The organism is Motiliproteus coralliicola, from assembly GCF_003345655.1.
In the GTDB taxonomy this organism is placed as follows: domain Bacteria; phylum Pseudomonadota; class Gammaproteobacteria; order Pseudomonadales; family Balneatricaceae; genus Motiliproteus; species Motiliproteus coralliicola.
Window position 1 is genome coordinate 37,074 of sequence record NZ_QQOH01000002.1, and the last position, 26,693, is coordinate 63,766.

Sequence of the window (26,693 nt, forward strand, 5' to 3'; positions counted from 1 at the left end):
CCAAAGGGGTCAGACCCCATTGAAAAGGATTAAAACAATAAAAAGGGAGCCATAGGGAGATGGCGAGACTTAAGCGGTTGGTACTGCCGGGGCAGCCTCACCATGTAATCGTAAGGGGCAATAACCGTCAGGCAGTGTTTGTGACCGACGAGGATTACCGGTTCTATCTGGAAAAGTTGGTTGAGCTGTGTGAGCGGTACCGGTGTGCGATCCATGCCTATGTGTTGATGACCAATCACGTGCACCTGTTGGTTACACCGGATACCAAAGATGGCCTGGGTAGGTTGATGCAGGGCATGGGGCGCTATTACGTACGCTATTTCAACCATTGCTACCGGCGTACGGGTGCGTTGTGGGAGGGCCGCTTCAAGTCGGCTCCGGTGGATAGTGAGCGTTATCTGCTGACCTGCTACCGCTATATCGAGCTCAATCCGGTGCGGGCCGCGATGGTGGAACACCCGGCTCAGTATCCCTGGTCGAGCTATCGCAGCAACGGTTTGGGAGAGGACGATCCGGTAGTAATACCGCACCCGTTATTTCAGGCGCTGGGGCAGGGTGATAAGGAAAGACAAGTTGCGTATAAGGCGTTGTTTGATAGAGCGATAGATCCCAAGGACGAGGCGGAGATCCGTTGGAATACCGCTAAATCCTGGGCCATCGGCGATACGCGGTTTAAGGAACAGATTGAACAGGCTACCGCACGTGCGGCATCTCCCCGACCGAGGGGCGGTCGGCGGCGAGGGGCCGCCAAGCAGTAAACAAGTTTCAAGGTTTCAATGGGGTCTGACCCCCATTGAAAGGAATAAATAGGACTAATGGAGTCTGACCCCGAAAGGGGCTTGAAGGGACGTAAGCAGAATGGGATATCAACGACTCTGGCAGGGATGCGTGGCCATCTGTCTACTGGTGCTGAACGTGGGCATGGCCGGTGGTGTGCAGGCGGCGGAGCAGGGCCAGCAACTGTGCGCCAACGTCAAGATCGAGATTCGCCAAGAGCTGGCGCTGGAACGTCAGGGCTTTGAGGCCTCGATGCGGATCACCAACAGCCTGGATAGTTTTTCAATTGACGATATCAGCGTCACGGTTAACTTCGCCGATGCCGCCGGCAACTCGGTGGTGGCCAGCTCCGACACCAACGCCAACGGGGTTCACTTCTTTATAGACGTAGACGACTCCCAGGGCGTCAGCCAGTTGGCGACCAGCGCCGACGGCGAAGTCACCTACGGCAGCATCGCCCCGAAAGACGCTGGGGTGATCCGTTGGTTGATTATTCCGACCAGTGAGGCCGCCGGCCAGCTTCAGGAAGGCAGCCTCTATCTGGTGGGGGCAACCCTCAGCTACAGCTACGGTGGTACTGTCGAAACCGTGCAGGTGGCACCCGATTCCATCGTGGTCAAACCTCAGCCAGCCTTGGCGCTGGATTATTTTCTGACCAAGGAGGTAATCGCAAACGATGCCTTTACGCCGGAAACAGAACCGCCTCAGCCGTACACGCTGGGCCTGCGTATCTCCAATAACGGCTACGGCCCCGCCAACCACGTCAAGATTGATTCGGCCCAGCCTGAGATCATCAAAAATGATGCTCAGCTTGCGGTGGATTTTCGAATTCTCGGCAGCTACCTGGGTGACCAGCCCGCCAGCCCCAGTCTGTTAATCGACTTTGGTACCTTAGAGCCGCAACAGGTTCGTGCCGGGCGCTGGATTATGGAATCGACCGAGTCCGGAGAATTTCAGTCGATCGATGTCAACTTCACCCATGCCGATGAATTGGGCGGGGCGTTAACCTCGCTGTTGAGCGATCCTAACGAATACTTGTTGGTTAAGGATGTGCGGGTCGATCTGGCGGGGCGTGACGCCGTCAACGACTTTCTGGCAGAGGACGCCGCCGGTGATCTTTACGTGTTTGAATCCGAACGCACCAACCTGACCGGCCCGTTCTGTGACGACTGTGTTGCGGTAAGCCAGCTGGCAGCGACTTTGGGAGCCGAGAGCGGCAGTAGCCGCCCTCTGAGTTTTAGCGCTGTTGCCGGCTTCAATTATATCCAGGTGGCCGACCCCTATCAGGGCAGCAAGGTACTGGCCCGGGCGGTGCGTAGTGACGGCAAGGTGCTACCCGAGGCCAATGCCTGGCTGTCAAAGACTCGCGCCGCCGACGGCATCGCCTTTGATCACTATATCAATCTGTTCGACAGCAACAGCAGTGGCAGTTACAACCTGCAGTTTACCGATAGCGTGGAGGTCCCTCAGGCGCCGGTGATGCAGACGATTTCCGATCGCAGTGCCTATGAGGGAGGGCAGTTGAACTTCCTGGTTCAATCGTTCGACCCCAATGGCACGGTGCCGTCGCTGACCCTGGACCGCTTACCAGCCGGCGCCAGCTTCACCGATCAAGGCAATGGTTCCGGGGTGTTCAGTTGGTATCCCCAACCGGGACAGGCCGGTGACTATACGGTGCGCTTCAGCGCCAGCGACGGCACCCTGCAGAGCCAGATGGAGGTGGCGATCACGGTTAATCCTGCCGATGACAAGGATGGGGATGGTCTGAGCGATAGTTGGGAGCTGGAGCATTTCGGTAACCTCGATCGTGATGGGGCCGGTGACTACGATGAGGACGGCCGTAGTGATCAGGCCGAGCACGATAACGGATCCGACCCGCTGGTAGCCGAACTCTCGCTAGGGGCACCCCAGATTCTGAGCCCGATCTATGACGCGGAAGTCCTGGCCGATGCCGTCGCTCCGCTATTGCCGACCCTGAGTGTTAGCAACGGTGCTCACGCGCCCAGCCAGGTTGCCCGTTATCAGTTTGAGGTCTATAGCGATGCCTCGTTGACGACGCTGGTAGCCAGCGCATTGGTCGATGAAGGCGGCGTCAGTACCGCGTGGGCGGTGAGCCAGGATGATCTGGCCGACGGCCAGGGCTTTGGCGATAACCAACTCTATTATTGGCGTGCCCGTACCGAAGATACCTCCGGCGTTACGCTGGCCAGCGAGTGGGTCAGCAGTCGCTTCTTTGTTAATACCGCCAATGAGGCCCCCAGCGCGCCGAAAGTCAGTCAGCCGGCGCTCGATGCTCTGGTGCCGACCCTGCAACCGCAGTTGGAGGTGACTAACGCGACGGATAGTGATCGCGATAGCCTCAGTTATGGCTTTGAGCTATTTGCCGCCGATGATACGGCTAATCCGCTCTATCGCGTTGCTGGTCTGCCAGAGGGCGACAATGGGGTCACCCACTGGCAGGTTCCCGTTGCGCTGGCTGAGGACGGTGCCTATCTGTGGCATGCCTGGGCCGAGGATGAGCATGGCCTACGTACAACCGGTGAGCAGGCTGCGTTTCTGATCAGTACCCTGAACTATGCCCCCAGTGCGCCGACCCTGGCCAGCCCGACCGACGGGCAACAGGTAAACATGCTCAATGCCGACAACGGGCTGAGTCTGACGGTGAATAACGGCAGTGATCCGGAATATCAGTCGCTGAATTATCGGTTTGAGCTGGATCGGGTTAATACCTTTGACAGCCCTGCCCTGATGCAGTCCGCTCCCCAGGCTGAAGCTGTTGATCAGACCGCTTGGGCGGTAAGCGGGCTTGAAGAGAATGCTTACTATTACTGGCGGGTCAAGGCCAACGACGGTGAGGTGGACAGCGCCTGGGTTTCGGGCAGCTTTTTTGTCAATACCAGTAACGAAGCTCCCAGCATGCCCATCGCGGTCAATCCCGGTGTCGATGCGATGGTGGAAAGCTTGCGACCGGTGTTTGAGGTATCCCCGGCCCAGGATCCGGACTCCAGCTCGCTGGAGTACCGCTTTGAGGTTTATCAGGACAACAGCCTGAATACGTTGGTCGCAACCGGCAGCGAGCCAACCCGGATATGGTCGCCGGGCTTTGAGTTAGCCGACAAGCGCGAATATTACTGGCGTTTCCAGGTTGCCGACGAGCAGGGGGCGGTCAGTAGCTGGAGCGCTTTGCAGCGTTTCGCTGTCAATGAGAGTGGCCATAACAGCCCGCCGACATTGAATTTTGTGCTGCCCAGCCAAGCCCAAGTCGTGGATGAGCCGGAGGTGTTGATTCAGTGGATCGACAGCGACCCCGACAGCGCTGCCGTTATTGATCTGTATTACAGTCCCGACGGACTGAATCGGACCTTGATCGTCGCTGGACTTAGTGAAGATGGTGACGGTGGAGATGATCAGTATCGCTGGAATGCGGCCGCATTGCCTCCGGGTTATTACCGCATCAGCGCCGATATCAGCGATGGCGATACGGTCGTTACCGTGGACGGTTGCTGCGAGATTCAGGTGCCGGTCCAGAATAAGGCGCTGACGATTACTCCACCGGCGAGTCTGATTACCGATGAGACCGGTACCCACTGGCTTGAAGTGCAGGTTGGTCTTGATCAACCGCTGGCTCCCGGCACCAGTCTGACTCTGAGTTATGCCCTCAGCGATGAGAGTGAGGCCAAATTGGTGGGGCCGTCGCAGCTTTTCTTCAGCGCTGACACCTGGAACCAGCCTCAGATCCTGAGAATCCAGGGCGTCGATGACTGTGAAATCGATGGTAACCAGCCGTTCAGTCTGATGTTCCAACCGGTGGTTAGCGATGACGGGGCTTACGACGGCTACCTGCCCACGGGCCTGAGTCTGACCAATCAGGACAATGAGCAGGCAGGCCAGACTCTGTTTATCTGCGATTATCAGCTGGTTGATCAGACGCCGGTGGCGGGAACGAATTTAACCGATTACGGCTATCGGGCTCGACTGGTCAATCGTGGAGGGGCGCTGGATGGCGCGACAGCGCTGCTGACCGTGCTGGATTCGAGCATACCCGGTGCTGATACGCAGCTGATCGGAACGGGGGCTCTTAGCTTTGGATCGTTAATAACAGGTATTACCGAAGGCAGTATTGAGACCTTTATACTGCGTCATCCCAGTAATACAGTGCTGGACGCCGGCCGACTGAGCTGGGCCATTACCCCGGGTAATAATCTGGTGGTGCTCGAAGGCGGTGATGAAATTGACCACCTAAGGGGCGGCGATGGCAACGACGTGATGCAAGGTCATGCCGGCAACGACACCCTCTATGGTGGACAGGGTAACGATACCCTGGTAGGCGGCAGTGGTGCCGATGCGCTCCATGGCGAAAGCGGTGACGACCGGTTCCTGATCAGCGGTGACGACCCTTATGCTGACGCGGTCTACGGTGGCGGCGGTTACGATGTGATCGAAGGCGGGAGCGGCAACGACGCGATCCGACTATCGGCAATCAGAGACGTAGAAAAGATCGATGGCCAAGGCGGGACGGACATCATCTACGGCACCAATAACAACGATAATCTGAGCTTCACCAACGTAGAGTTGGTGGGCATCAATGCCATTGACATGCTTGCGGGCGACGACACTCTCCACGGCAGTGCCGGTAACGACACCATTATTGGTAATGGCGGTTCTGACACCTTATACGGTGGTGGTGGCGACGATACTTTCGTCGTTCATGGTGTTGATAGTGGTGCTGATTTAGTCAACGGCGGTGACGGAATCGATCAGATCTTGGGCGGCAGCTCGAACGATACAATACGTTTGAGAAGCTACACCAATAGCAGTCGGGTTGAGGTTATCGATGGTGGGCTTGGCGTTAATATTATCGAGGGCACCAGCGGCAATAACAGGTTGGAATTCAGCAATACGGAGCTACTGAATATCGAGCGTATCGATGGCCTAGCCGGTGACGACACGCTGCGGGGCTCTCAAGGCGATGACGTAATCGTGGGCGGTGACGGCACTGATTACCTCTTTGGTAACGGTGGCGATGATCGTTTTTTGATAACGACAAGTGATAGTGGCTTGGATCGCTACTATGGCGGCGACGGGTTCGATGAGCTGGTAGGTACAGTTTTTGATGATGTAATACAGCTACCCATTTATAGAAGCACTGGCCGTGTTGAGCGGATCGATGGCGGTGGCGGGTTGAATCAAATAGTTGGCTCAACAAACGATGATCATATGGACTTTAGCAGTACGGAGCTTGTTGGTATTACCTTGATCGACGGTTTGACTGGTGATGACTTGATCTATGGCAGCCAAGCGGCAGATGTAATCATTGGAGGCTCAGGGAGTGATCAGTTGTATGGCGAAGGTGGTGATGATCGTTTTCTATTTAGTGCTGGAGATACTGGCTATGACCGCTATTACGGTGGGGAAGGCTATGATCGCTTAGAAGGCACAGATGGAGATGACGATATTCCTATGCAGCTTTATAGAGATGCGTCTGTCATTGAGGAAATTGATGGCGGTACAGGGATTAACCGAATCATAGGTTCCGCGGGTGATGATGCTCTCGACTTTGCAGGAACGAAACTTACGGCTATCAGTGAAATCAATGGGTTGGAAGGTGATGATCGGCTCTACGGAAGTGCAGAAGCGGATGTGATTATTGGTGGTCAGGGTACCGATCGGCTCTATGGACGAGGAGGCAATGATCGTTTTCTCCTTAGTGCCGAAGATACTGGGTATGACACTTATATCGGAAACGAAGGGGTGGATCGAATAGAAGGTACTAACGGTGACGATGTAATTCGACTTTGGCACTTTACCAGCTATTTCACGGTTGAGGAGATTGATGGCGCAGGCGGTAACGATATTATCGTTGGATCGACGGGCGGCAACACATTAGATTTCCGAGATACCACACTGATCGGCATCAATTTGATTGATGGCGAAGCCGGTAACGATAAAATCTACGGTAGTGCTCAGGCGGATATAATCAGAGGTGGTGAGGGTAGTGATAACCTGTATGGTGAAGGTGGGGATGATCGGTTTGAATTTACCGCCGGTGATACGGGTTTTGATCGATACAACGGTGGTGACGGCTACGACCAGCTCATCGGCACCGCGTTTGACGATGCGATCCGTATCGGCATTTTTGAAGAAGAGGCGACGGTTGAAAAAGTTGATGGTGGCGGTGGCAACGATAGTATCGTCGGATCAAGCGGTAACAATACCCTAGATTTCCGTAATACAGAGCTGATCGGTATTGCTTTGATCGATGGTGATGCCGGCAACGATCACATCTACGGCAGTGCCCTGGATGATGTGATTCGTGGTGGCGAGGGTAGTGATTTCCTCTACGGAGAAGGCGGCGACGATCGGTTCGAGTTCACCGCCGGTGACAGCGGCTATGACCGCTACAGTGGCGGAGATGGATATGACCGGCTGGTGGGTACCACGGGTGATGACCAGTTCCTAATCGGTACCTTTAATGGTGTCAGTATGGTCGAACAGATCGATGGCGCTGGCGGCAATGATAGCATCGTTGGTTCGAGCGGCAGTAATACGCTGGACTTCCGGAACACGGAGCTGATCGGTATCTCCCTGATCGACGGCGATGCTGGTAACGATGTTATCTACGGCAGTGCCCAAGCGGATGTGATTCGCGGAGGTGAGGGCAGTGATTCCCTTTACGGTGAAGGCGGCGACGATCGGTTCGAGTTCACTGCCGGTGACAGCGGTTATGACCGCTATAACGGTGGCGATGGATATGACCGGCTGGTGGGTACTAGCGGAGATGACCAGTTCCGCATCGGTACCTTTAATGGTACCAGTGCGGTCGAACAGATCGATGGCGCCGGTGGCAATGACAGCATCGTTGGTTCGAGCGGGAGTAACACGCTGGACTTCCGGAATACGGAGTTGGTCGGTATCACCCTGATCGACGGTGATGCTGGCCACGATACAATCTACGGGAGTGCCCAGGCAAATGTAATCCGTGGTGGTTCCGGTAATGATTACCTGTATGGCGGCGGTGGTAGCGATCGTTACCATTTTGTGCCCGGCGATGGTAACGATACGATCCGAGACGGCGGTAGCGTAACCGACAGCGATGTGCTTGTTTTCACCGGGGGCGTTACCCCAGACGACCTATGGTTGGTTCAATCTGGTTCGGATCTGAAAATCTATCTGCTAGGAAGCAATGATTGGATACTGATTGACGATTGGTTTGTTAACGAAGCGAATGTAATCGAGTCTATTGAGGTTGATAGCGGTTTAGCGCTTCATCATACCAACGTCGCGGCGCTGGTAGCAGTAATGGGAGGAATTGGCGTACCGGTTGGTGGTGAAATCTCTCTTTCGACCGAGCAATTAACAGAAGTAACTGCTGCTCGCTCAAATAGCTGGTTCTAATTGAGGATTAGCCTGACTCGGTAAACGTTACCAATTAGCCCTTGAGCGGGGTAAGGCAAGCAAAAGGATAGGCTGGACGTGATGAATGGATGCGTGTTTAACCGCACGGCGGTACTGCTACTGAGCCTGCTGTTCAGTGTTCAGGTCTGGGCGGTGGGTGGCGTGACCACCGACAACGCCCGACCGTACTTCGCCACCGGCAAGCTCAACGAGACCTTTACCGACCTGCGGGTCAAGGTACTGGGCGGCTATGTACGGGTGACCCGCTATTGGGAAGACGGTCGTTGGGTCTGGAACCGGCGCTGGAGCGACCTGGAACCGGCCTGGGGCACGACCGAGGACTTGCATCCCAGCTCGTTCCGCCGTATCGACCAGCACTACCCGCAGGTGGTGGGTGGCGAGGCGATCCGCTACGAGAACCAGCTGACCTACACCATCGATTACCGTGACGCCGAGGACGAGTACCGTTGGCAGGACCGGCGCGGCAACCAGATCGACTACGCGATTGAGCGTGACGACAACGGTCGCATCCTGCGGGTCCCGATGCTGCGCTACCGCGACCGCAACGGCGTCACCGTCAGCGTCGAGCGAGACAGCGACGGCAATATCACCACCGTGCGTGACCACCACGGCACCCCGGTGCTGACCTACCACTGGGAGCCGGCAACCACGGGTGGTGGGCAACGGCTGGCCAAGGTCAGCGACTACAGTGGCCGCGAGGTGCAGTACCAGTACGATAGCGAGGACCGCCTGACCGGGGTGATCGATCCGCGCGGTGAGACCTACCGTTATGACTACGCCACCGACGGCCAACTGGCTCGCTTTATCGACCCCAAAGACCAGGCGATCCAGTACCAGTTCAAACCCGCCAGCGAATCGGTCATCGCCCGGGTCGAAGTGGGCGACACCGTCTGCGAGTACACCCAGATCCGCGGCAGCGAACTGACCTCGCGGATCAACGCCGACGGGGTGGGGGATAGCTACGCTGTCAGCTACAACAAAGAGACCCGCCAGTTCACCACCACCGGTACCGACGCCACCGGCGTGGTGCGCGAGTGGCGCTATGACGAACACGGCCAACTGGTCAGCTACAGCCTGGGCGGTAACCGCCAGTACAGCACCCAGATCGTGCTGTCCGACAACTCCCTGGGGGTCGACAGCCTGGTGGCCCAGTACCAACCCAGCTACGGCATCACCGTCGTTGATATCGAGCGTGACGGGGTGGCGGGCAAGCACTGCTGGACCACCGATAGCTCCACGGTACGCTCACAACTGGGCGGTAACGACCTGATCTACGTAAAGCAGCGCACCCGCACCGACCAGCTCGGGCGCAAGACCGTCACCGAGTACGACCAGTTCAAGAATCCGATCAAGGTCACCTACCCGGACGGCAGCACCCGCACCCGCAGCTACGATACCCAGCTGAGCTTGCTTCTGAGCGAGACCGGTCCGCGGGGCTTCACCACCACCTACGAGTACGACGCCAACGGCAACCTGCTGACCCTGACCGAAGCGATGGGCAGCAGCGAGCAGCGCATCACCCGCTACGAGTACGATCCCTACGGCCAGCGGATCAAACAGACCACCGGCGAATCCAGCGCCGGCAACACCGAACTGGCTGTGACCCAGTGGCAGTACGACGCCTACGGCAACGTGATCCAAACCACCGACCCGCTGAACCACAGCACCCAATACCAACAATACGATGCCCTGGGTAACGCCCAACTGACGATCGACGCGGCCAACAAGAGCTGGACCCAAACCTACGACGCGGTGGGCAACCTGCTCAGCAGTGCCAACCCTTACGGCCAAAACGAAGCCTACAGCTACGATAAAGCCGGCAACCTGCAGACCCACACCGACACCAATACCGCGGTGACCCAACTGACCAGCAATGCCGATGGCCTGCCGCTGACCGTCACCGATGCCAGCGACCAACAGACCACTCTGGAGTACGACGGCGCCAACCGCCTCACCGCGCTGATCGACGCCAACGGCCACCGCCGCTACCGCAGCTACGACGATGCCGGCCGTCTGGCCAGCCAGACCGATGGGCTGGGTAACCAGACTCGCTTCAGCTACCGCGACGAACGGCTCGACTCGATCCACTACCCCACCTTCGAACAGCAGCTGGACTACGACAGCCGTGACCGGATCAACAGCACCACCCAGCAGGCCGACAACCTCAACCTGCTGCGCCGCTTCGGCTACGACCCTGACGGTAACGAAACCCAGGCTATCGACGCCAACGGCAACCCGACCCAACGGGCCTACGATGCGCTGAACCGGCTGATCAGTCTGACCGACGCCGACGGCGGCCTCACCCGCTTTAGCTACGATGCCCGTGACAACCTCACCGAAGTGACCGACCCGGAAGGGCGGATCACCCAATATACCTATACCCTGCGCGGCCAACTGGCCGAAGAGATCAAAGCCGGGGCCAACCCCACTAGCCGCGATTACCAGTACGACAGCCGCGGCAACCTGATCCAGGAAACCAACCCGGATAACGAACAGGTCCAATATCGCTATGATGACGCCAACCGGCTGACCGAGACCCGCCTCTACGCCCAGGCCGGCGAGGCCAACCCGATCAAGGTCGTGACCTACCACTACAACGATCAGGACCAATACACCGGCTACAGCCAGGCGGCGGGCAGCGCCGGCAGCGGCCAGACCGCCGACATCCGCGCTCACAGCGAAACCTACCGCTACAACGCCCTAAACCAGCTGACCGACGTCACCGTCGACTTCGGGTTGTTCCAGAAAAGCTATAGCTACACCTATCACCCCAACGGCCTGAAACAGAGCTACACCAACCCCGAAGGGGTCACCTACCAGTACCACTACAACGCCAACAACCAGCTCGAAGCGGTGCTGATCCCCGGCGTCGGGCAGCTGGCCTACAGCGACTTCGACTGGCAACAACCGCAAACCCTGACGCTGCCGGGCGGCAACACCATCCGTTACCAGTACGACCCGCTGCAGCGCCAACAAAGCCGCACCCTGTACGATGCCGCCGACACCACACTGGCCAACGCCATCACCGCCTACGACAACGAAAGCAACATCACCGCGATCCAACGCGAGCACGGTGACTACCGCTTCAACTACGACAACCAATACCGCCTGACCGGGGCCGACTACCCGGTGAGCAGCGAACTCCCTGACCAGGAAGCGTTCGGCTACGATGGCGTAGGTAACCGAACTCAACACCAAACCACCAGCGCCAGCTACAACGACCAGAACCAACTGACCGAGCAGGACAGTGGCTGGAACTACAGCTACAACCCGAACGGCCACACCACCCAGAAAAGCTACAGCGGCAGCGAGCCGATCAATGGCCCGCAAACCATCGACTACGTCTACAACCGCGAAGAGCGGCTGATCGCGGTACGCCACGACAGTGTCACCGTGGCCGAGTACGCCTACGACCCCTACGGCCGACGGATAAAGAAAACCGCCGATGGCAACACCACCTACTACTTCTACACCGACCAGGGCCTGAGCGCGGAATACGATGCAACCGGCAGCCTGATCAAGGAATACCACTTTATGCCGGGAGGCACCTGGGGCACCAACCCCCAGTTCCAGCGCACGGCCGACAACACCATCTATTACTACCAGAACGACCACCTGGGCACGCCACAACGGCTGATCGCGGCCAGCGGGGTGGTGGTGTGGGAAGCGCGCTACGAGGCGTTCGGCAAAGCGACCATCATTAAGGAAACCATCAGCAACAATCTACGGTTCCCGGGGCAGTACTATGATGGTGAGACGGGGCTGCATCAGAACTACTTTAGGGACTATGATCCTGCAACGGGACGGTATATCCAAGCAGATCCGATTGGGCTTGAAGGTGGGATTAATACTTACGTGTATGTAGGAGGAGGTCCGATTAGTTGGGCTGATCCGTATGGACTAAAGCCATGCCCCCCTGGAATGGTACCTAATGGTACACCCTGTTGGATAAATGATGGTGATGGGGAAGGTAGTGGGTACCCAAAAGAAGGTAAGTGTGCAACAGCTAATTGTGCTGCTGATCTTCCAGATATCGTCCCTCCTTCAGATTGCTTTAGTCGGTGTGTGATTGCTGCCAATTCGGCTAGGGGTAGTATTTGTAAATACTTAGGGCACCCCGCAGCAGTTGCCAGTTGTAAAGCTGCGGCCAAAGCAAAAGCTACCTATGACTGTGCTAAAAGCTGCAAGAAGGACAAAAAAAATGATGCTGTCTGTAAGGATGAGAATTAAGCTTTATTTGGAATATTTTTTGATGGCTTGTAGAGGTTTATTAAATGTTTGATCAGTTTTTTATTTTAATTATCAAGTTGTATCAAAAAAAACTATCTCATCATAAAGGTTTTTGTTGTGCTTATAATAGGCTCTATAAAGATGGCTCTTGCTCCAATTGGGGGGTTGATAAAATAAAAAAAGATGGGTGGATTGCTTTCTTATCCAAAATTTCAGAAAGGATGGCTGCTTGTAAAAAAGCAAATGAGGTTTTGATTGAAAGGTTAAAAGATGATGATGAAAAAAAGCCAAATAAGTGCTGTGCTTCTTCTGAAGCTGCTGGATGGTGTTTTAATTTTTCAATTAAAAAATTGCTAACCAAAGGAGTCAGACCCCATTGAAAAATGGATTAGACACATAAAACTGAGCCATAGTTCGATAACGTAATTAAATTGGTTGGTATGACCGAGTTATCCACACCAGCCTCCGATAGGGTAGGTCCCATTAAAAAGTCGCTTGGATTTGTTCCTGCTACAGACGTTACGCCACTGTTTGGTATGAAAATCAATATGGAGAAGAATGTAGGTGTTAATGGCGGGGGCCTCATGTGGGCAATGCTCACCTTGTTATTGCTTGCCGGCTGTACATCAACGGCGACCAAGAAAGAATCTGCCGATTATATCGCGGCTTATGTGCCTCCTTTTTACCTAGCGATGGGGCCGGTTATCAATGTGGGTGAATTAAGTCAGGCTTTAAGCACTCAGTCCAAGTCGGCTCTTATGCAAACTATTCGTCAAATGGAGTCACGCCAACATCTGCTCCGTCCCGAAGCGATGTATGTCGCCTCGATAAGGCTCTACGAAGTCGGTGAGAAAGAGACTGCCCTGTTGTGGTTCTACCGTGCTTACTACCGCAGTCGCCTGTTTGTCAGGTTGCTGGATATCACCAAAGATAGTTCTGAGCGAGGATCGGCTTTAAAGAAGGCGTATGGCGAATTTCATCGCCTGGTTGGGCCCTATCTCAATGGATATGCTGGTTGTGATTTGAACTTGTGGGCGGATACCGTACATCGTGTTGAGGCTGAGAATGCCGAAGCTCCTGATTTAACATCAATTTTTGGTTCTGACATGAAGGTTCGGTCACCGCAAACCTGGGATTCGGCCAATCATCGTGTTTCTGAATATTACAACAGGCTTGCTAAGAGCATCGAGGCGCAGCAGCCTAGGTGGCGGGAGATGCGTGCCTTAGGGGATCTTGATCAACGGCACTGTCGATAAGCTTCATTCAGTTGTTTCCACGGTAATCAGCGGCGATCTCTTATCTTCAGAGTTTGTCCTTTTGTCTGCTGTTAGATGTTGGGTGATGATTCTTCTGCGGGGGTTGCCATAGCAGCATTCGACGCTTGTATGTAACCCCTGCCTCGCTATATCCTGTGGTCAGGAATTTAGCCGCAAAGGGATGTGTGGTAGTTGTGTTCAGTCTCACTCCACCAATTGCAGATCAATGGATTGCTATTGCCAAGCGATGCGCACCTGCCTCTCTGTTGAGATGGCCGGTCGCACTGCTATTGCTGGTTATAGCAGGCTATCAGGCCAATCAGTTTACAAAACTGTTGATGCCGATGGATCCTGGCATCATCGAACAAGCTTCTTTTTCTCCAGCACTTGCTCCTACTTCTGCTCAATCGCCTGTCGTAGACGCTGAACCGGTCGACCCCGATGAAATAGCGTCTTGGTCTCTTTTTGGTCAGTTTAATGATAAGCCGGTAGTGCCTGTTGCGCCGCCCATTAAGCAAGAGCGGGTAGAAATTGCTGAGCCCACAAAACTTAGCCTGCAGCTGGAGGGGATCGTGTTTGCCTCCCAGCCTGGTGATTCAAAAGCGATAATTCATAGTCAAGGTAAGCGGGATCAGTACGGGATTGGAGAGCCACTGCCGGTTTCTGGCAATGTCAGTGTTCATAGTGTTTTCGTAGACCGGATTATTTTAGATAACGATGGCCAGCTTGAGGCCTTGCTTCTTTACAGTAAGGGTCAAGACTCGAGCCGGGCCGAAACTCAAAAACTGGCCACAGGGCTCCCCTCTGCCGCTAAGCCAAGGCCAGCTCCTCAAACGAACCAGAAGCCGCATAACAGTGATCGTCGCTACCTGGCAGACGTTATCAGTTTTTCCATGTCCCGTGAAAACGGGGTTTTGAAGGGATTTAAAGTGGATGCCAAGCAGGGGGAGGAAAAACTGAAGGCATTAGGGCTAATGCCGGGGGACATTGTGACGAGTGTGAATAATATCGTTCTGGATTCACCTAGAAAAGCTCTTGAATTGTTCAAAATTATCCGCTCCAGCTCAAAGGCATCTTTCCAAGTCTTGAGAGAAAACGGAGCATTGAACTTGGATGTTTCGCTTGAAGCAACGGGCTAGCGTGTAGGCTCATGACGAGCAAGGGAGTGTCTGAAAGATCGGCCTTATGAAGAAGTATATCAACAAGCTAGCTGTCATCTCTGTATTACTGATGTCGATGGGTTTTTCGAGTTCGCTCTTGGCCGAAGCGCAGAGCTGGACTGTCAACTTCAAAGATACTGATATTCAGGAATTGATTCGGTTCGTTGCTCAGGCTACGGAAAAAACGATGATCGTGGACCCAAAGGTAAAGGCGAAGGTTCAGGTTATCTCGGCTAAGCCGGTCAATCGTGAAGAGCTGTATCAGCTTTTCCTGGCGATGCTTGAAGTTCATGGGTTTACTGCGATTGAAGTGGGAGATGTAGTCCGCATCATCCCAATGAAAAGTGCTAATACGTCCCCTATTCCTATCGTTCCGGATCAGGCCCTTGATCCCGTTAACGATGTCGTGACCCAAGTTATCCAGCTTGAGAACATCTCTGCAACGCAACTGATACCGGTTTTACGTCCGTTGGTTCCCCAGCAGGCTCACCTGGCTGCCTATGGACCGAGCAATGCGGTAATTATTTCGGATACCACGGCTAATATTTCCCGTATTCGCGAGATCATAAGACGCATCGATCACACGGCGGTGGAAAAAACCGATGTGATCAAACTCGAGCATGCATCTGCTGAAGAAGTTGTCAGGCTGCTTGAGCAACTGCAAAAACGGAGTGTTGGGACGGATGGAAAACCCTCCTCAAATCCATTGGTGGTTGTCGCGGATAAACGCACTAACAGTGTCTTTGTTACCGGCGATGAGATGGAGCGTTTGCGGATTAGGTCTTTGTTGAAACATTTGGATCTTCCGCTTCAGCAGAATAGCAATGTGCGAGTGATCTATCTGAAATACGCCGATGCTGAGCAGGTTGCTTCTGTGCTTAGTAAAGTTGTGCAGAGCATTGACCAGAAAACGGCAGCTGAAGATAAGTCCCGTCCCTCTGCAACCAAGACCACCATTGAGGCGGATAAAGGAACCAACTCTTTGATCATTACGGCAGACGCTGACGTAATGCAGTCCCTCACGCCGGTGATTGATCGCTTGGATATCAGGCGGGCTCAGGTCCTAGTCGAAGCCATTATCGTCGAGATGGCCGATATTACAGGGCGAGACTTGGGAATTCAGTGGCTGTTCTATGACCGGAATAGCAATCTCTACGGTAGTTCTGTCGGTAATCGGGGGCTGGCCGGATCGTTGACACCGGAAGTGCTGTTGGCCGAGGGGGAGCCCAGTGGTGACGATGATCCGAGGGTTGATCTTCTTCAGGCGCTGGCTAATACCCCAGGACAGGTGTTCGGGATCGGGAAGTTGGATGATGACTTTAGCTTTAATGTCGTGATTAACGCCCTGCATCAGAATTCTGATGCCAATATCCTTTCAACCCCAACGCTGCTGACCATGGATAATCAGCAGGCCTCCATTGTGGTGGGTCAGAATGTGCCCTTTATTACGGGGTCGTTTACGTCTACCGGTGATAGCAGTAGTAATCCCGATAATCCATTCCAGACAATAGAACGACAGAATGTTGGTATTACGCTCCAGGTCACTCCCCATATCAACGAAGGAGATTCTCTGGTCTTAGAGATCGTGCAGGAAGTGTCCAGTTTGACCGGCACCGGAAGTGTTGTTAATGCAACCGATGTGATTACCAACGAGCGTAAGATCGAAACTCAGGTGCTGGCCGATAATGGACAGACCATTATTTTGGGTGGGTTGATCCAAGATGATGTGCAGGAAAGCGAACAGAAGGTGCCTCTACTTGGTGATATTCCACTAGTGGGCAGGTTGTTTCGTAACAGCTCGACCAGTCTTTCGAAAACACATTTGATGGTCTTTTTAAGATCCACCATCGTTAGGGACAGTCGCACTCTGGCTGGTGCTACCGCTGAAAAATATAGTTATATCCGTGATCAGCAGCTTAGCAAACGTGATATTGCAGGAGAAACTCTGGATCCAGAATCCATGCCGCTGCTTCCAGCCTGGAAAGAACAGCTTGAACGATTACAGCAGCTTCAGCAGCAAAGTCAGTTAGAGCCAGAAGCTAATGAGGGGCTTCATGATGTTCGTCAGGAGCGGGTGCAGGAGTAAGCCTTGAGTCTCTCAACAACCAGTTCTCAGCTCGTGCAGGTGCCTTTTACATTTGCAAAAAACCATGGCGTGTTGGTGGGAAGCGTGGATGAACAGGCAGAGGTTTTCTATCGCCCCGGCCTGACGACTCAAGTGCTGTTGGAGTTGCGCCGTGTGTTGAAGTGCCCTTTACGGATGAGTGCCGTATCCGAGGATGAGTTTCAGCGCCGCTTGGTCGTGGCTTATCGGCGGGATAATAGTGAAGCGCAGCAGGCTGCCGAAGACTTGGGGGCCGATATTGATCTATCGAGTTTGGTCGATCAGATTCCTGAAGCAAGTGACCTTATGGACGTTGAGAATGATGCTCCAGTTATCAGGTTGATCAATGCCATCTTGTCACAGGCGATCCAGAAACAAGCTTCCGATATTCATGTCGAGACGTTTGAAGATAAGCTGACAGTTCGCTATCGCATTGATGGGGTTCTGGTGGAGGTGCTGAACCCTAAACGGATGTTGTCACCGCTGTTGGTCTCCCGGTTGAAGGTGATGGCGAAGCTTGATATTGCAGAGAAACGTATTCCTCAAGATGGTCGAATATCGATCAAACTAGCGGGGCATGCCGTAGACGTACGTGTTTCGACTATACCTTCTGCACACGGTGAGCGGGTGGTGTTGCGGTTGCTGGATAAACAGGCAGGGTTGCTCCAGTTGGATATGCTGCAAATGCCTGTTCAAGTGGAATCCTGCTTTAAGAAAGCATTGTCCTGTGCCCACGGTATTATCCTGGTTACTGGCCCTACGGGATCGGGTAAGACGACGTCTCTGTATGCAGGTTTGTCGCATATCAACAATAAAAGCCGAAATATCCTCACGATAGAAGACCCTATTGAGTATGTCCTTCCCGGAATTGGTCAAACCCAGGTTAACAGCAAAGTTGATATGACATTTTCCCGAGGGTTAAGAGCGATACTCCGTCAGGACCCCGATGTAGTTATGGTGGGGGAAATCCGAGATCGGGAAACCGCAGAGATAGCTGTACAGGCCAGTCTTACAGGACACTTGGTGTTATCCACTCTGCATACCAACACGGCTTTAGGGGCGATTACACGTCTTCAGGATATGGGAGTGGAGCCGTTTTTGATTTCTTCGAGCCTTATAGGTGTGATGGCCCAGCGTTTGGTCCGACAGCTATGTCTGGAGTGCAGGCGGTCGGGGAGCCCTGATGAAACAGAGAGAAAAGCCTTGGGGCTGGAGAAAAATACTACCAAAGAGGTTTATTACGCAGCGGGTTGTTCCGAGTGTAACTATACCGGCTATAAAGGTCGTACGGGTATTTACGAGCTGGTAGAGGTGGATTCTGTGGTGAGGGAGATGATTCATCGTAAGGCGGGAGAAGCCGAAATGGAACAATATGCTCGAACACGAAGTCCTGCTCTTTCAGATGATGGCCGCCGTCGGGTTCTGGCTGGGGAAACTACGCTGGAAGAGGTGATGAGGGTGACGGTGGCCTAGCATGGCAGCGTTCAGTTTCAAGGCACTTGAAAATTCTGGAAGGCTTCGTAAGGGGGTTATTGAAGGGGAGTCTGCTCGTAACGTACGCAATCAGTTACGAGCACAGGGGCTAAAGCCTGTCGAAGTGAAGCCGGCGGTAGTGAAGCGTGAGGATGGGCTGCGCTGGCAAATATTCAAGAGTTATCTTACCCCGACCGAATTAACACTGTTCAGCCGTCAGCTATCGACCCTAATTCAGGCAGGAATGCCGCTGGATGATGCTTTGATTGCTGTTGCTCAGCAAAGTAGTAAAGCGCGAGCTAAAGGGTTGGTTTTGCAGTTACGGACAAGAGTCAGAGAGGGGTTTCCATTAGCGAGCGCTTTGGCAGACTATCCGAAGGTGTTCAACGACATGTACCGCGCAATGGTTAGTGCTGGTGAGCAGGCAGGCTTTTTGGGTGCCGTATTGGAACAATTGGCTGACTATGGAGAGGAGCGGCAGTATACCCAGCAAAAGCTCAAGATGGCGATGGTCTATCCCATAATTCTTGTATTTGTAGCGGTCGTTGTTATCAGCTTATTGATGATATTTGTGGTTCCCGAGCTGGTCGGACTATTTAGGCATACTGATACTGAATTGCCGGTACTTACCAAATTGTTGATTCAATGTAGCGATTTCTTAAGCACGTATTGGATCTATTGTTTGGTTTTATCAGTAGGTGTCATTGTTGGACTCAAATTGCTTTTCAAACGACCAAGTGTGTTGAGCCGTTGGCATTCTGTGCTGCTGCGTTTGCCTTTAGTGGCGGACTTTGTCACAGCGGTGGAAAGCGCTCGGTTCGCCTCTACGTTGAGTATCTTGGTCACGAGCGGGGTTCCCCTGCTCGACGGCTTAAGGATAGCCGGTCAGGTACTGGGTAATAGAACACTGAGAGATGCAAGTGCCGAGGTTGCGAAAGCTGTCCAGGAAGGTGCCAGTCTCCATCGAGCTCTAGCGCAATCCAACCGTTTCCCCCCCATCATGGTTCATATGGTGGCCAGTGGTGAACAGAGTGGGCAGTTGGAGGTGATGCTTAGTCGCTCATCTCAGAATCAAGAACGTGAGTTGGAGATGAAACTAGGTACGTTAACCAGTCTATTTGAACCGTTAATGGTTTTGGTGATGGCGGTCATTGTGGGGGCCATCGTCATGGCGGTACTGCTTCCTATCATACAGATGAATGACTTAGTTGCCTGATATACAGGCTATTCAATTGAGGTATAGAGCGAAATGAAAGGAGTGAAACAACAAGGATTCAGTTTGGTTGAAATCTTGGTGGTGTTGGTAATTATCGGATTGTTGATCAGCATTGTGGCCCCCAGCGTGCTTAATAGGGCCGATGATGCTCGTATCAAAAAGGTTCAGGCTGATATTAAAAGTATTAGTACGGCGCTAAAACTGTATCGATTGGACAATTTTGAGATGCCGACCACTGAGCAGGGATTGGACGCTTTGCGGGTTAAGCCAAGCTTGGCACCAGTCCCTAAAAACTGGAAAGAGGGTGGGTATTTGGATGAGATGCCAGCTGATCCTTGGGGGCGGCCCTACTTGTATTTAAGTCCTGCGGAATTTGGAGATGGAGAATTTGATCTGTATAGCCTGGGGGCTGATGGGGTACGAGGGGGAGATGGACAGAAAGCTGATATCGGCAATTGGCAGGATGGCGCTGAGTCCTGATCCGGCGTGAGCATCGAACGTGGATACACGCTGATCGAGCTGCTTGTGGTGGTAATGATTATTGCCTTGGGAGCAAGCCTAGCTGCTTTGAACATAGGGGGGACAGCAAAGCTTCCGGGTCTACGGCTTGTGGCGATCGAATTCACCAACAGGAGTCATGGGTTACTGCAGGAAGTTATCATCACAGGGCAAGTTTGGGGGGTCGATCTATATCGGGATGAACAGACCGACAGTTATGGATACCGCTGGCTGAAGCTGGAAAATAATGTTTGGGTCCAAAGAAAACCTGAAGGGCTAGAGGCATTTTATTTGCTGCCGACCGATGTTGTATTGGAGTTGGAGATAGAAGGGAGTCATCGTGATATCGAATGGTTTGGATATGACGCTTCGGGTGAATTAGTTCAAGATTTTTTGCCGGATATTGCTTTACTTGGGTCGGGGGAGGCAACGCCGTTTGTTCTACGATTTCTTGATAACCACAGCAGCCAAAAGGTTGAGATTATAGGTGATTTGCTAGGTCGAATTACTCGTTCGGAATGAGCGTATAGTGGAAATTGATTCTGAAAATCAACAGGGCTTTACACTTATTGAGCTACTGGTTGCTGTCGCTATCGTAGGCTTCGCGCTTTCGGCGTTGCTGATAAATGTTATGGGTAACATTGGAGGAAGCGAGCATTTACGTAATAAAACCATTGCTAATTGGGTGGCGATGAATCAATTGGAATTGGCCCAGATTAACAATCGTTATTTCGGCCAGCTCCCTCTTGGGGTCGAAACAGGCACTGAGATCATGGCAGGGCAGGAATGGTTTTGGCAATTACGTACAACTCAAACACCAGATCGGGCGTTTTTTCGAGTGGAAGTCACGGTCTATGGGAACTCCTCAACAGACAAGGCCCCTATGGCCTATTTGCAGGGAGCGTTGGGGAATTTTGAACGCTAATGGATATAACGGTCCAAGACGCCCGAGGATTTACTTTGCTCGAAGTGCTAGTTGCAATTGCGATTGGTGCTGCTGTGGCGATCATGGCTTATCAGGGCCTTTCTGTTGCTGCGACAGTTGCGGAGCGTCACACAGAGCAAGCTCAAGCATTATCTGATCTGCAACTTGCCATGTCGGTCGTTGATCGAGACTTGAGGCAATTGGTTTCACGACCAATTGTTGATGAATCTGAGTCAGATAGACCAGCTGTGCTTTGTGATCCTCTCGGTGATTCTGTGGTGGAATTCACCAAAGGTGGTTGGCGAAACCCCTTGAATCTTCCGAGAGGTAGTATTCAGCGAGTTCGATATATTCTCGAGGAAGGGATGTTGTGGAGGGAAAGCTGGTCAGTGCTCGATCGGCAGAGCAACAGCCATAAGCAGCGTGTTCGTCTATTTGGGGGTGTTCAGAATGTTCAGTTGAGATTCTTGGATGCGGAAAACCTGATTTCTGGTCAGTCGGTAGATCAGCAGTGGAGGGATCGCTGGCCAGCGGCACAACCGGATCAGGAAAAAAAAATGAGCACGATTCCTTCCGCCGTTGAATGGATGATTGAGCTAAAAGACTGGGGGTTGATTCGTCGTGTTTATTGGCTGCCGGGCTAAACCATATCAGGGAGGAATGGCGTTAATTATTGCCTTGCTGGTTGTGGTGATAGTGACTCTATTAGCAACTACAGTAAGCAGCCATTTTTTATTGAGCTTTCGGGCGGTTGAATTGCAACAGCGTTCCCAGCAGGCTTGGGCTTATCTGAGTTTTGCTGAAGAAGTTGCCATGAAATTACTGGCTAACGATCAAGAAGAGCAGGCAAGAGTGGATCATCTCGAAGAAGAATGGTCTGTTCCGTTCAGTTACCCTGCAAGAAATAATGACGAGGTCGTGCAAATAGAAGGACAGCTTTTTGACTTGCAGGGGCGCTTGAATATTAATCAGCTAGCTCTACCGGTCCCAAAAGATAATCGTTTTAACGTGCATCAGCAGCGCTTTATTCGATTACTTCAATGTCTGGAAGGACCATCATTGGATGAGTCGGAGGCTATTGCTATTACTGAGGCTGTTGTTGACTGGCTGGACCCTGATAACTTGGTAACAGGGCATGGCGGTGCGGAAACGTTATTTTACACGGCTCAGCAATCTCCAAGGCGTGCTGGAAATCGTTTAATGACTGCACCGTCAGAATTGCTTTGGGTGAAAGGGGTAACCCAAGGCCTGTTTCAAGCTCTAGAGCCCCATATCACGGTTTTACCTGTAGAAAACGGGCTGTTGAATATCAATACGGCATCGGTGGAGACATTAAGGAGCTTGAACCAGAATGGGAACCTTCAACCTTTGAGTAAGGCTGATGGAGAGCTGTTTATTGAGCAGCGAGAAGAGGAGGCTTGGACTGATCTTTCTATCTTTGAGCATGGTTTAATGGCAGGAAGAGGAATTGACATAGAGGGTATTGGGGTTTCTAGCCAATATTTTCTGTTAAATGCGCAAGTGGGGCTCAATGGAAAGGAGTTTGGCTTGAGTAGTGTTATCCAGCGAAAAGATAACTCTTTACGAATAGTTGCTCGGAGCCAAGGTGGATGGTGAGGGTGACTGGAATATGAACGTCAAGTGGCTCGTTTGCCCCACTAAGAAGGGGGGGTATAGGTGGTGGGCATATGAAACTGCTGATGAGGTGCTGCCTAAGGAGGGGGGGGTTAAACGACTTTCTGCGGATGTAGGAAGGGATCAACTTGCATTGGTTTGGCCATCAGAGCGTACCAATCTTCACCAAGTTTATTTTTCGAGAAGTGAGAGGAAACACCTTAATAAATCGGTTCCTTATTCTTTAGAGGAGTCGCTAGCTAGTGAGGTAGATGAATTACATTTCGCCTTGGCTCCAGCAGATAGTGGTTGCGTGCCGGTGGCTGTTTCCGATCGAACTGAGCTTGATCAAGTTATCGCTGAGTTTTCCAGCTCGGGCATAGAGATAGCTCATGTATGGCCCGAGCAATTGTTGCTGCCATGGGAAACAGACCATTGGACGCTTTGGCTGGATAATGAGCGTTGTGTTGTGCGATATGCGGAAGCCGAAGGTTTTGCAATAGAGCTAGATACGTTGCCGTTGGCTCTACAGCTATTGCATGAAGAAGCTGATCAGTTGCCTCAATCGGTTGATATTTATTGTGAAGCTTCTTCTGAGGTCGAGTTCATAGAGGTCTTGCCTAGTTTGTTGCAGCCCTTGACTAATAGGCAGGGTGGTTTCTCTTGCTATGAGTTTAAGCCTGATAATTCTGCGCTTGACCTCTTGCAGGGCGATTTTGGAAAGAAGGTGGATTGGGCGAAGGTCTGCAAAGTATGGCGGTGGCCAATGCTGTTGCTGATATTGATTGTTGGATTCCAGTTTGGCTTGGTAATGACTGAAAATCAGTTATTGAAGAAGCAGCAAGATCAATTGAGATTCGATATAGAAAGTGCTTTCCGTTCGGCTGTGCCACAAGGTGTGATGACTGAGCCTGAATTGCAACTACGGCGGATGATCCAGAAAATACGGGTTGGAACAGGAGATGATACCGTCGGTTTTTTCTACCAGATTGGTACGGTATTGAACGGACACAAAGAGATTTTATTAAAAAGCGTTAATTATCACGGACGTGATGATGAGTTCCAGCTCAACGTTCTTGCCGGTGCGTTCTCAGAAGTTGAAACATTGCGTGAGGAGCTGGAGAAAGAAGGTTTTCAAGCGGAACTAATTGGCACTAGCTCTGAAAATGGTCGTACCCTAGCAAGGTTAAGAGTCAAGAGGGAGCTATGAAAGATTGGTTTGACCAACTTGGCCGGAGAGAGCAAGTTACACTTGTTTCTTTGTTTTCGTTGCTAGCATTTCTTGCTGTTTATCGAGTCGCTTGGTTGCCTTTGATGGAAGTTAATCTGTTTCTGAAACAACAGAATCAAAGCGCTCAGATTCAATTAGTCGATGTTCGTGAACTTGCGAATCAGTATATTCTTCTTAAGGACAACGTTAAGAAAGCAGATCTGAAGCATGACAATCTGGCCAAAATAATCGATAAGACTACTAATGATAACCAATTAAGTATGAACCGTTTTCAGCCTAGTGCTAACGGTGATATACAGATTCGATTTGATGATGCTCGTTTTGATCATTTTATTCATTGGTTGAGCGTGCTGGAACATGCGCATCAGGTTTCAGTTAGAGAGCTGTCAATCGTTCCAGGCTCCGATAGTGGATTAGTCAAGGTTTCGGTCAAGGTGTATCTATAACAGTTATTTGGGAAATATCTAGAAATTCGTACTGAAAGCCGCTGAGTGGTTTCCAGCCATTGTTTTTTGAAGAGCGGGTTTTTGGGGCTAAGCTGGCGACCTTGGGGCAATCGTTTTATCATAGCGCCACTTTTCTAGTGGTGAACGAAGGTCTAAGCGCCCATGTCTGAGCAGCAACAGCCCCCCGTCGATAAGCCTGACCCGGCGGACACGGTCAAACCGTCAAAGCCGAAGGCAAGGAGTCGCGGGATCTACCTGCTGCCCAATCTGTTTACCTCGGCCGCGCTGTTTTCCGGCTTCTTTGCCGTGATCGCGGCGATGAACGGCAGTTTCGAGAAGGCTGCGATCGCAATCTTTGTCGCGATGGTGCTGGATGGTCTAGATGGCCGGGTCGCTCGGATGACCAATACCCAGAGCGAATTCGGTGCCCAGTATGACAGCCTGGCGGATATGGTCTCTTTCGGGGTGGCGCCGGCGTTGGTGGCGTTTTCCTGGGCGCTGCACTCGGTCGGCAAGATCGGCTGGTTCGCTGCATTTATCTATGTTGCCGGCGCAGCATTGCGACTGGCTCGCTTTAACACTCAGATCGGCAGTGTCGATAAGCGCTTCTTCATCGGGCTACCCAGTCCGGCAGCGGCTGCGGTCGTCGCGGGGATGGTTTGGGTCGGTACCCAGTTCGAGATCAATGCAGATAGCTATGCGCTGGTTATTTCGCTGATCGTGGCATTGTCCGGTATTTTGATGGTCAGCAACTTCCACTACCACTCTTTTAAAGAGGTAGACCTGAAGGGCAAGGTGCCCTTTGTGGTGCTGCTGGGGGTGGTGATGCTGATCGCCGTCATCTCTATTGATCCGGCAACGCTGCTATGGCTGATCTTTGTAGTGTACGGTTGCTCTGGACCGGTCCAGGCGGTGCTGCGCTATCGCAAGAAAAGCGCCCGCTAATTCTTTCTGGGTACTCAAAAAACAACGCCGGATCGAGTTGATCCGGCGTTGCCTGTCTGACGCTTGATTGCCGCTCGCGTTGGCTATTGCTCAGCCCTGAGCGTAGGCCTTGGCGACCTCTTCACCAATAATTTCGATACCGCGTTTGACCTTATCCGCCTCCTGGCTGTAGGTGACACGGATACACTCGTGTTTGTGCTGCCACTCGTCCGGAATGCCGGGGAAGAAATAGTGGCCCGATACCACCAGAACGCCGCGCTCCTTCAGACGCTGATACAGCTCCAGGCTGGAGATCGGCAGGTCCTTGAACCAGAGCCACAGGAACATCGCTCCTTCCGGTTTGTGGATGTAATAGGGCAGGTCGCCAAGGGCGCGCTGGAACTCTTTGACCGCCAGTTGGGAGCGTTCCTGATAGTAGGGTTTGACCAGCTCGTTGCTGATTTTGATGATCTCGCCGGTGCGGACCATCTCCTGGGTCATCACCGGACCGAAGCTGCCGGTTGACAGGTTCATGATCGCATTGACACCGCTGACCGCGCGGATCACTTCCTCGTTGGCCACGATAATACCGGTTCGTGCGGACGGCAGGCCCAGCTTGGAGAGGCTCATGCAGGCGATCACGTTGTCGTTCCACAACGGTTTGGCCTCGGTGAAGATCAGGTTCGGGAACGGGGTGCCGTAGGCGCCGTCGATCATCAGTGGGATCTGGTGCTGCTTGGCCAGGGCGTCGAGCTGCTGCATCTCGTCGTCGGTCAACACATTACCGGTCGGATTGGTTGGTCGTGAAACGCAGATCGCACCGGTGTTCTGATCGATCTCGATCTCGCTGAAGTCGACCCGGTATTTGAACAGGTGATCGCCCAGCAGATCTATTTTAGGGTGCCCCGCCTTAAAGAAATCGCGGCTCAGGCCGGCGTCGGCGTAGCCGATATATTCAGGGGCCAATGGCAGCTGGATCTGTTTTACCGAACCGTCATCGTATTCACCGGCAAACATATTGAACAGCATAAAGAAGCCGGACTGACTGCCGTTGCTCAGAGCGATATTACGAGCCGTGACGTTCCATCCCAGTTCGCGCTTGAGTAATCGCGCCAGGTTGTCGAGGAACTCCACTTCGCCCTGGGGCGGATCGTAGACTCCGATCAGGTGCTGAAACTCTTTCGGGTTGTCCAGAATGCACAGGGTCCGCTCGCGCATCAGCTGCTGAACTTCCGGAATATGGCTGGGATTGCCGCCACCCATCATGATCATCTCCTGATCACCGGCCAGGGCGTTGCCCAGATCGTCCATCAAGCTGAGAATGCCTGATTCGGTGGTGAACTTGGTGCCGAAAGCGGAGAGTTTCATGTTGCTAATCCTGTGGCCGGGGCTGTCCCTGAAAAATGAAGGCGGCTATTCTAGC

At 52.8% G+C, this 26,693-nt stretch carries 18 protein-coding genes; 17 read left to right on the plus strand and 1 reads right to left on the minus strand.

Annotated elements, in window-relative coordinates:
- Positions 1 to 59: 59 nt before the first annotated feature.
- The 17 genes from DV711_RS07025 to pssA all read left to right on the plus strand — a co-directional run bounded on the left by DV711_RS07025 (position 60) and on the right by pssA (position 25,291).
- Complete coding sequence (locus DV711_RS07025; RefSeq protein WP_114694981.1) at positions 60 to 758, plus strand: transposase; 699 nt, start codon at positions 60 to 62, stop codon at positions 756 to 758.
- A 100-nt stretch (positions 759 to 858) separates the two neighbouring features.
- A complete protein-coding gene (locus DV711_RS07030; RefSeq protein WP_114694982.1) occupies positions 859 to 8,172 on the plus strand; it encodes a putative Ig domain-containing protein in 7,314 nt (2,437 codons plus the stop codon).
- A gap of 81 nt (positions 8,173 to 8,253) precedes the next feature.
- Positions 8,254 to 12,423, plus strand: a complete 4,170-nt coding sequence (locus tag DV711_RS07035; protein ID WP_114694983.1) for an RHS repeat-associated core domain-containing protein — start codon at positions 8,254 to 8,256, stop codon at positions 12,421 to 12,423.
- 44 nt (positions 12,424 to 12,467) lie between these two features.
- On the plus strand, positions 12,468 to 12,803 hold the full coding sequence (gene yidD / locus DV711_RS07040) for a membrane protein insertion efficiency factor YidD (protein ID WP_114694984.1): 336 nt from the start codon (positions 12,468 to 12,470) through the stop codon (positions 12,801 to 12,803).
- Positions 12,804 to 12,863: 60 nt separating this feature from the next.
- Complete coding sequence (locus DV711_RS07045; RefSeq protein ID WP_133297415.1) at positions 12,864 to 13,679, plus strand: hypothetical protein; 816 nt, start codon at positions 12,864 to 12,866, stop codon at positions 13,677 to 13,679.
- Between the two features lie 194 nt (positions 13,680 to 13,873).
- Positions 13,874 to 14,818 (plus strand): type II secretion system protein N, encoded by a 945-nt coding sequence (locus tag DV711_RS07050; RefSeq protein ID WP_165840031.1) that lies wholly within the window; start codon positions 13,874 to 13,876, stop codon positions 14,816 to 14,818.
- A gap of 46 nt (positions 14,819 to 14,864) precedes the next feature.
- Positions 14,865 to 16,925: a type II secretion system secretin GspD gene (gene gspD, locus DV711_RS07055; RefSeq protein ID WP_114694987.1), complete on the plus strand. Its 2,061-nt coding sequence runs from the start codon at positions 14,865 to 14,867 to the stop codon at positions 16,923 to 16,925.
- Positions 16,926 to 16,928: 3 nt separating this feature from the next.
- Complete coding sequence (gspE, locus tag DV711_RS07060) at positions 16,929 to 18,416, plus strand: type II secretion system ATPase GspE (protein ID WP_114694988.1); 1,488 nt, start codon at positions 16,929 to 16,931, stop codon at positions 18,414 to 18,416.
- Between the two features lies 1 nt (position 18,417).
- Positions 18,418 to 19,632, plus strand: a complete 1,215-nt coding sequence (gspF, locus tag DV711_RS07065; RefSeq protein ID WP_114694989.1) for a type II secretion system inner membrane protein GspF — start codon at positions 18,418 to 18,420, stop codon at positions 19,630 to 19,632.
- A 33-nt stretch (positions 19,633 to 19,665) separates the two neighbouring features.
- A complete protein-coding gene (gspG, locus tag DV711_RS07070) occupies positions 19,666 to 20,112 on the plus strand; it encodes a type II secretion system major pseudopilin GspG (protein ID WP_114694990.1) in 447 nt (148 codons plus the stop codon).
- 6 nt (positions 20,113 to 20,118) lie between these two features.
- Complete coding sequence (locus DV711_RS07075) at positions 20,119 to 20,652, plus strand: prepilin-type N-terminal cleavage/methylation domain-containing protein (RefSeq protein WP_114694991.1); 534 nt, start codon at positions 20,119 to 20,121, stop codon at positions 20,650 to 20,652.
- A gap of 7 nt (positions 20,653 to 20,659) precedes the next feature.
- Positions 20,660 to 21,055: a type II secretion system minor pseudopilin GspI gene (gene gspI / locus DV711_RS07080; protein ID WP_165840032.1), complete on the plus strand. Its 396-nt coding sequence runs from the start codon at positions 20,660 to 20,662 to the stop codon at positions 21,053 to 21,055.
- On the plus strand, positions 21,055 to 21,699 hold the full coding sequence (gspJ, locus tag DV711_RS07085) for a type II secretion system minor pseudopilin GspJ (RefSeq protein WP_114694993.1): 645 nt from the start codon (positions 21,055 to 21,057) through the stop codon (positions 21,697 to 21,699). The genes gspI and gspJ overlap by 1 nt, the downstream gene beginning before the upstream one ends.
- Before the next feature lie 16 nt (positions 21,700 to 21,715).
- Positions 21,716 to 22,672 (plus strand): type II secretion system minor pseudopilin GspK, encoded by a 957-nt coding sequence (gene gspK / locus DV711_RS07090; protein ID WP_114694994.1) that lies wholly within the window; start codon positions 21,716 to 21,718, stop codon positions 22,670 to 22,672.
- Positions 22,662 to 23,879: a type II secretion system protein GspL gene (gene gspL / locus DV711_RS07095; RefSeq protein ID WP_114694995.1), complete on the plus strand. Its 1,218-nt coding sequence runs from the start codon at positions 22,662 to 22,664 to the stop codon at positions 23,877 to 23,879. The genes gspK and gspL overlap by 11 nt, the downstream gene beginning before the upstream one ends.
- On the plus strand, positions 23,876 to 24,346 hold the full coding sequence (gene gspM / locus DV711_RS07100; RefSeq protein ID WP_114694996.1) for a type II secretion system protein GspM: 471 nt from the start codon (positions 23,876 to 23,878) through the stop codon (positions 24,344 to 24,346). Before gspL ends, gspM begins: the two co-directional genes overlap by 4 nt.
- Positions 24,347 to 24,508: 162 nt before the next feature.
- Positions 24,509 to 25,291, plus strand: coding sequence for a CDP-diacylglycerol--serine O-phosphatidyltransferase (gene pssA, locus DV711_RS07105; RefSeq protein WP_114694997.1), 783 nt, complete (start codon positions 24,509 to 24,511; stop codon positions 25,289 to 25,291).
- 90 nt (positions 25,292 to 25,381) lie between these two features.
- Here the strand turns inward: pssA and DV711_RS07110 are convergent, their stop codons facing one another.
- On the minus strand, positions 25,382 to 26,638 hold the full coding sequence (locus DV711_RS07110; RefSeq protein ID WP_114694998.1) for a valine--pyruvate transaminase: 1,257 nt from the start codon (positions 26,636 to 26,638) through the stop codon (positions 25,382 to 25,384).
- Between the last annotated feature and the right edge of the window lie 55 nt (positions 26,639 to 26,693).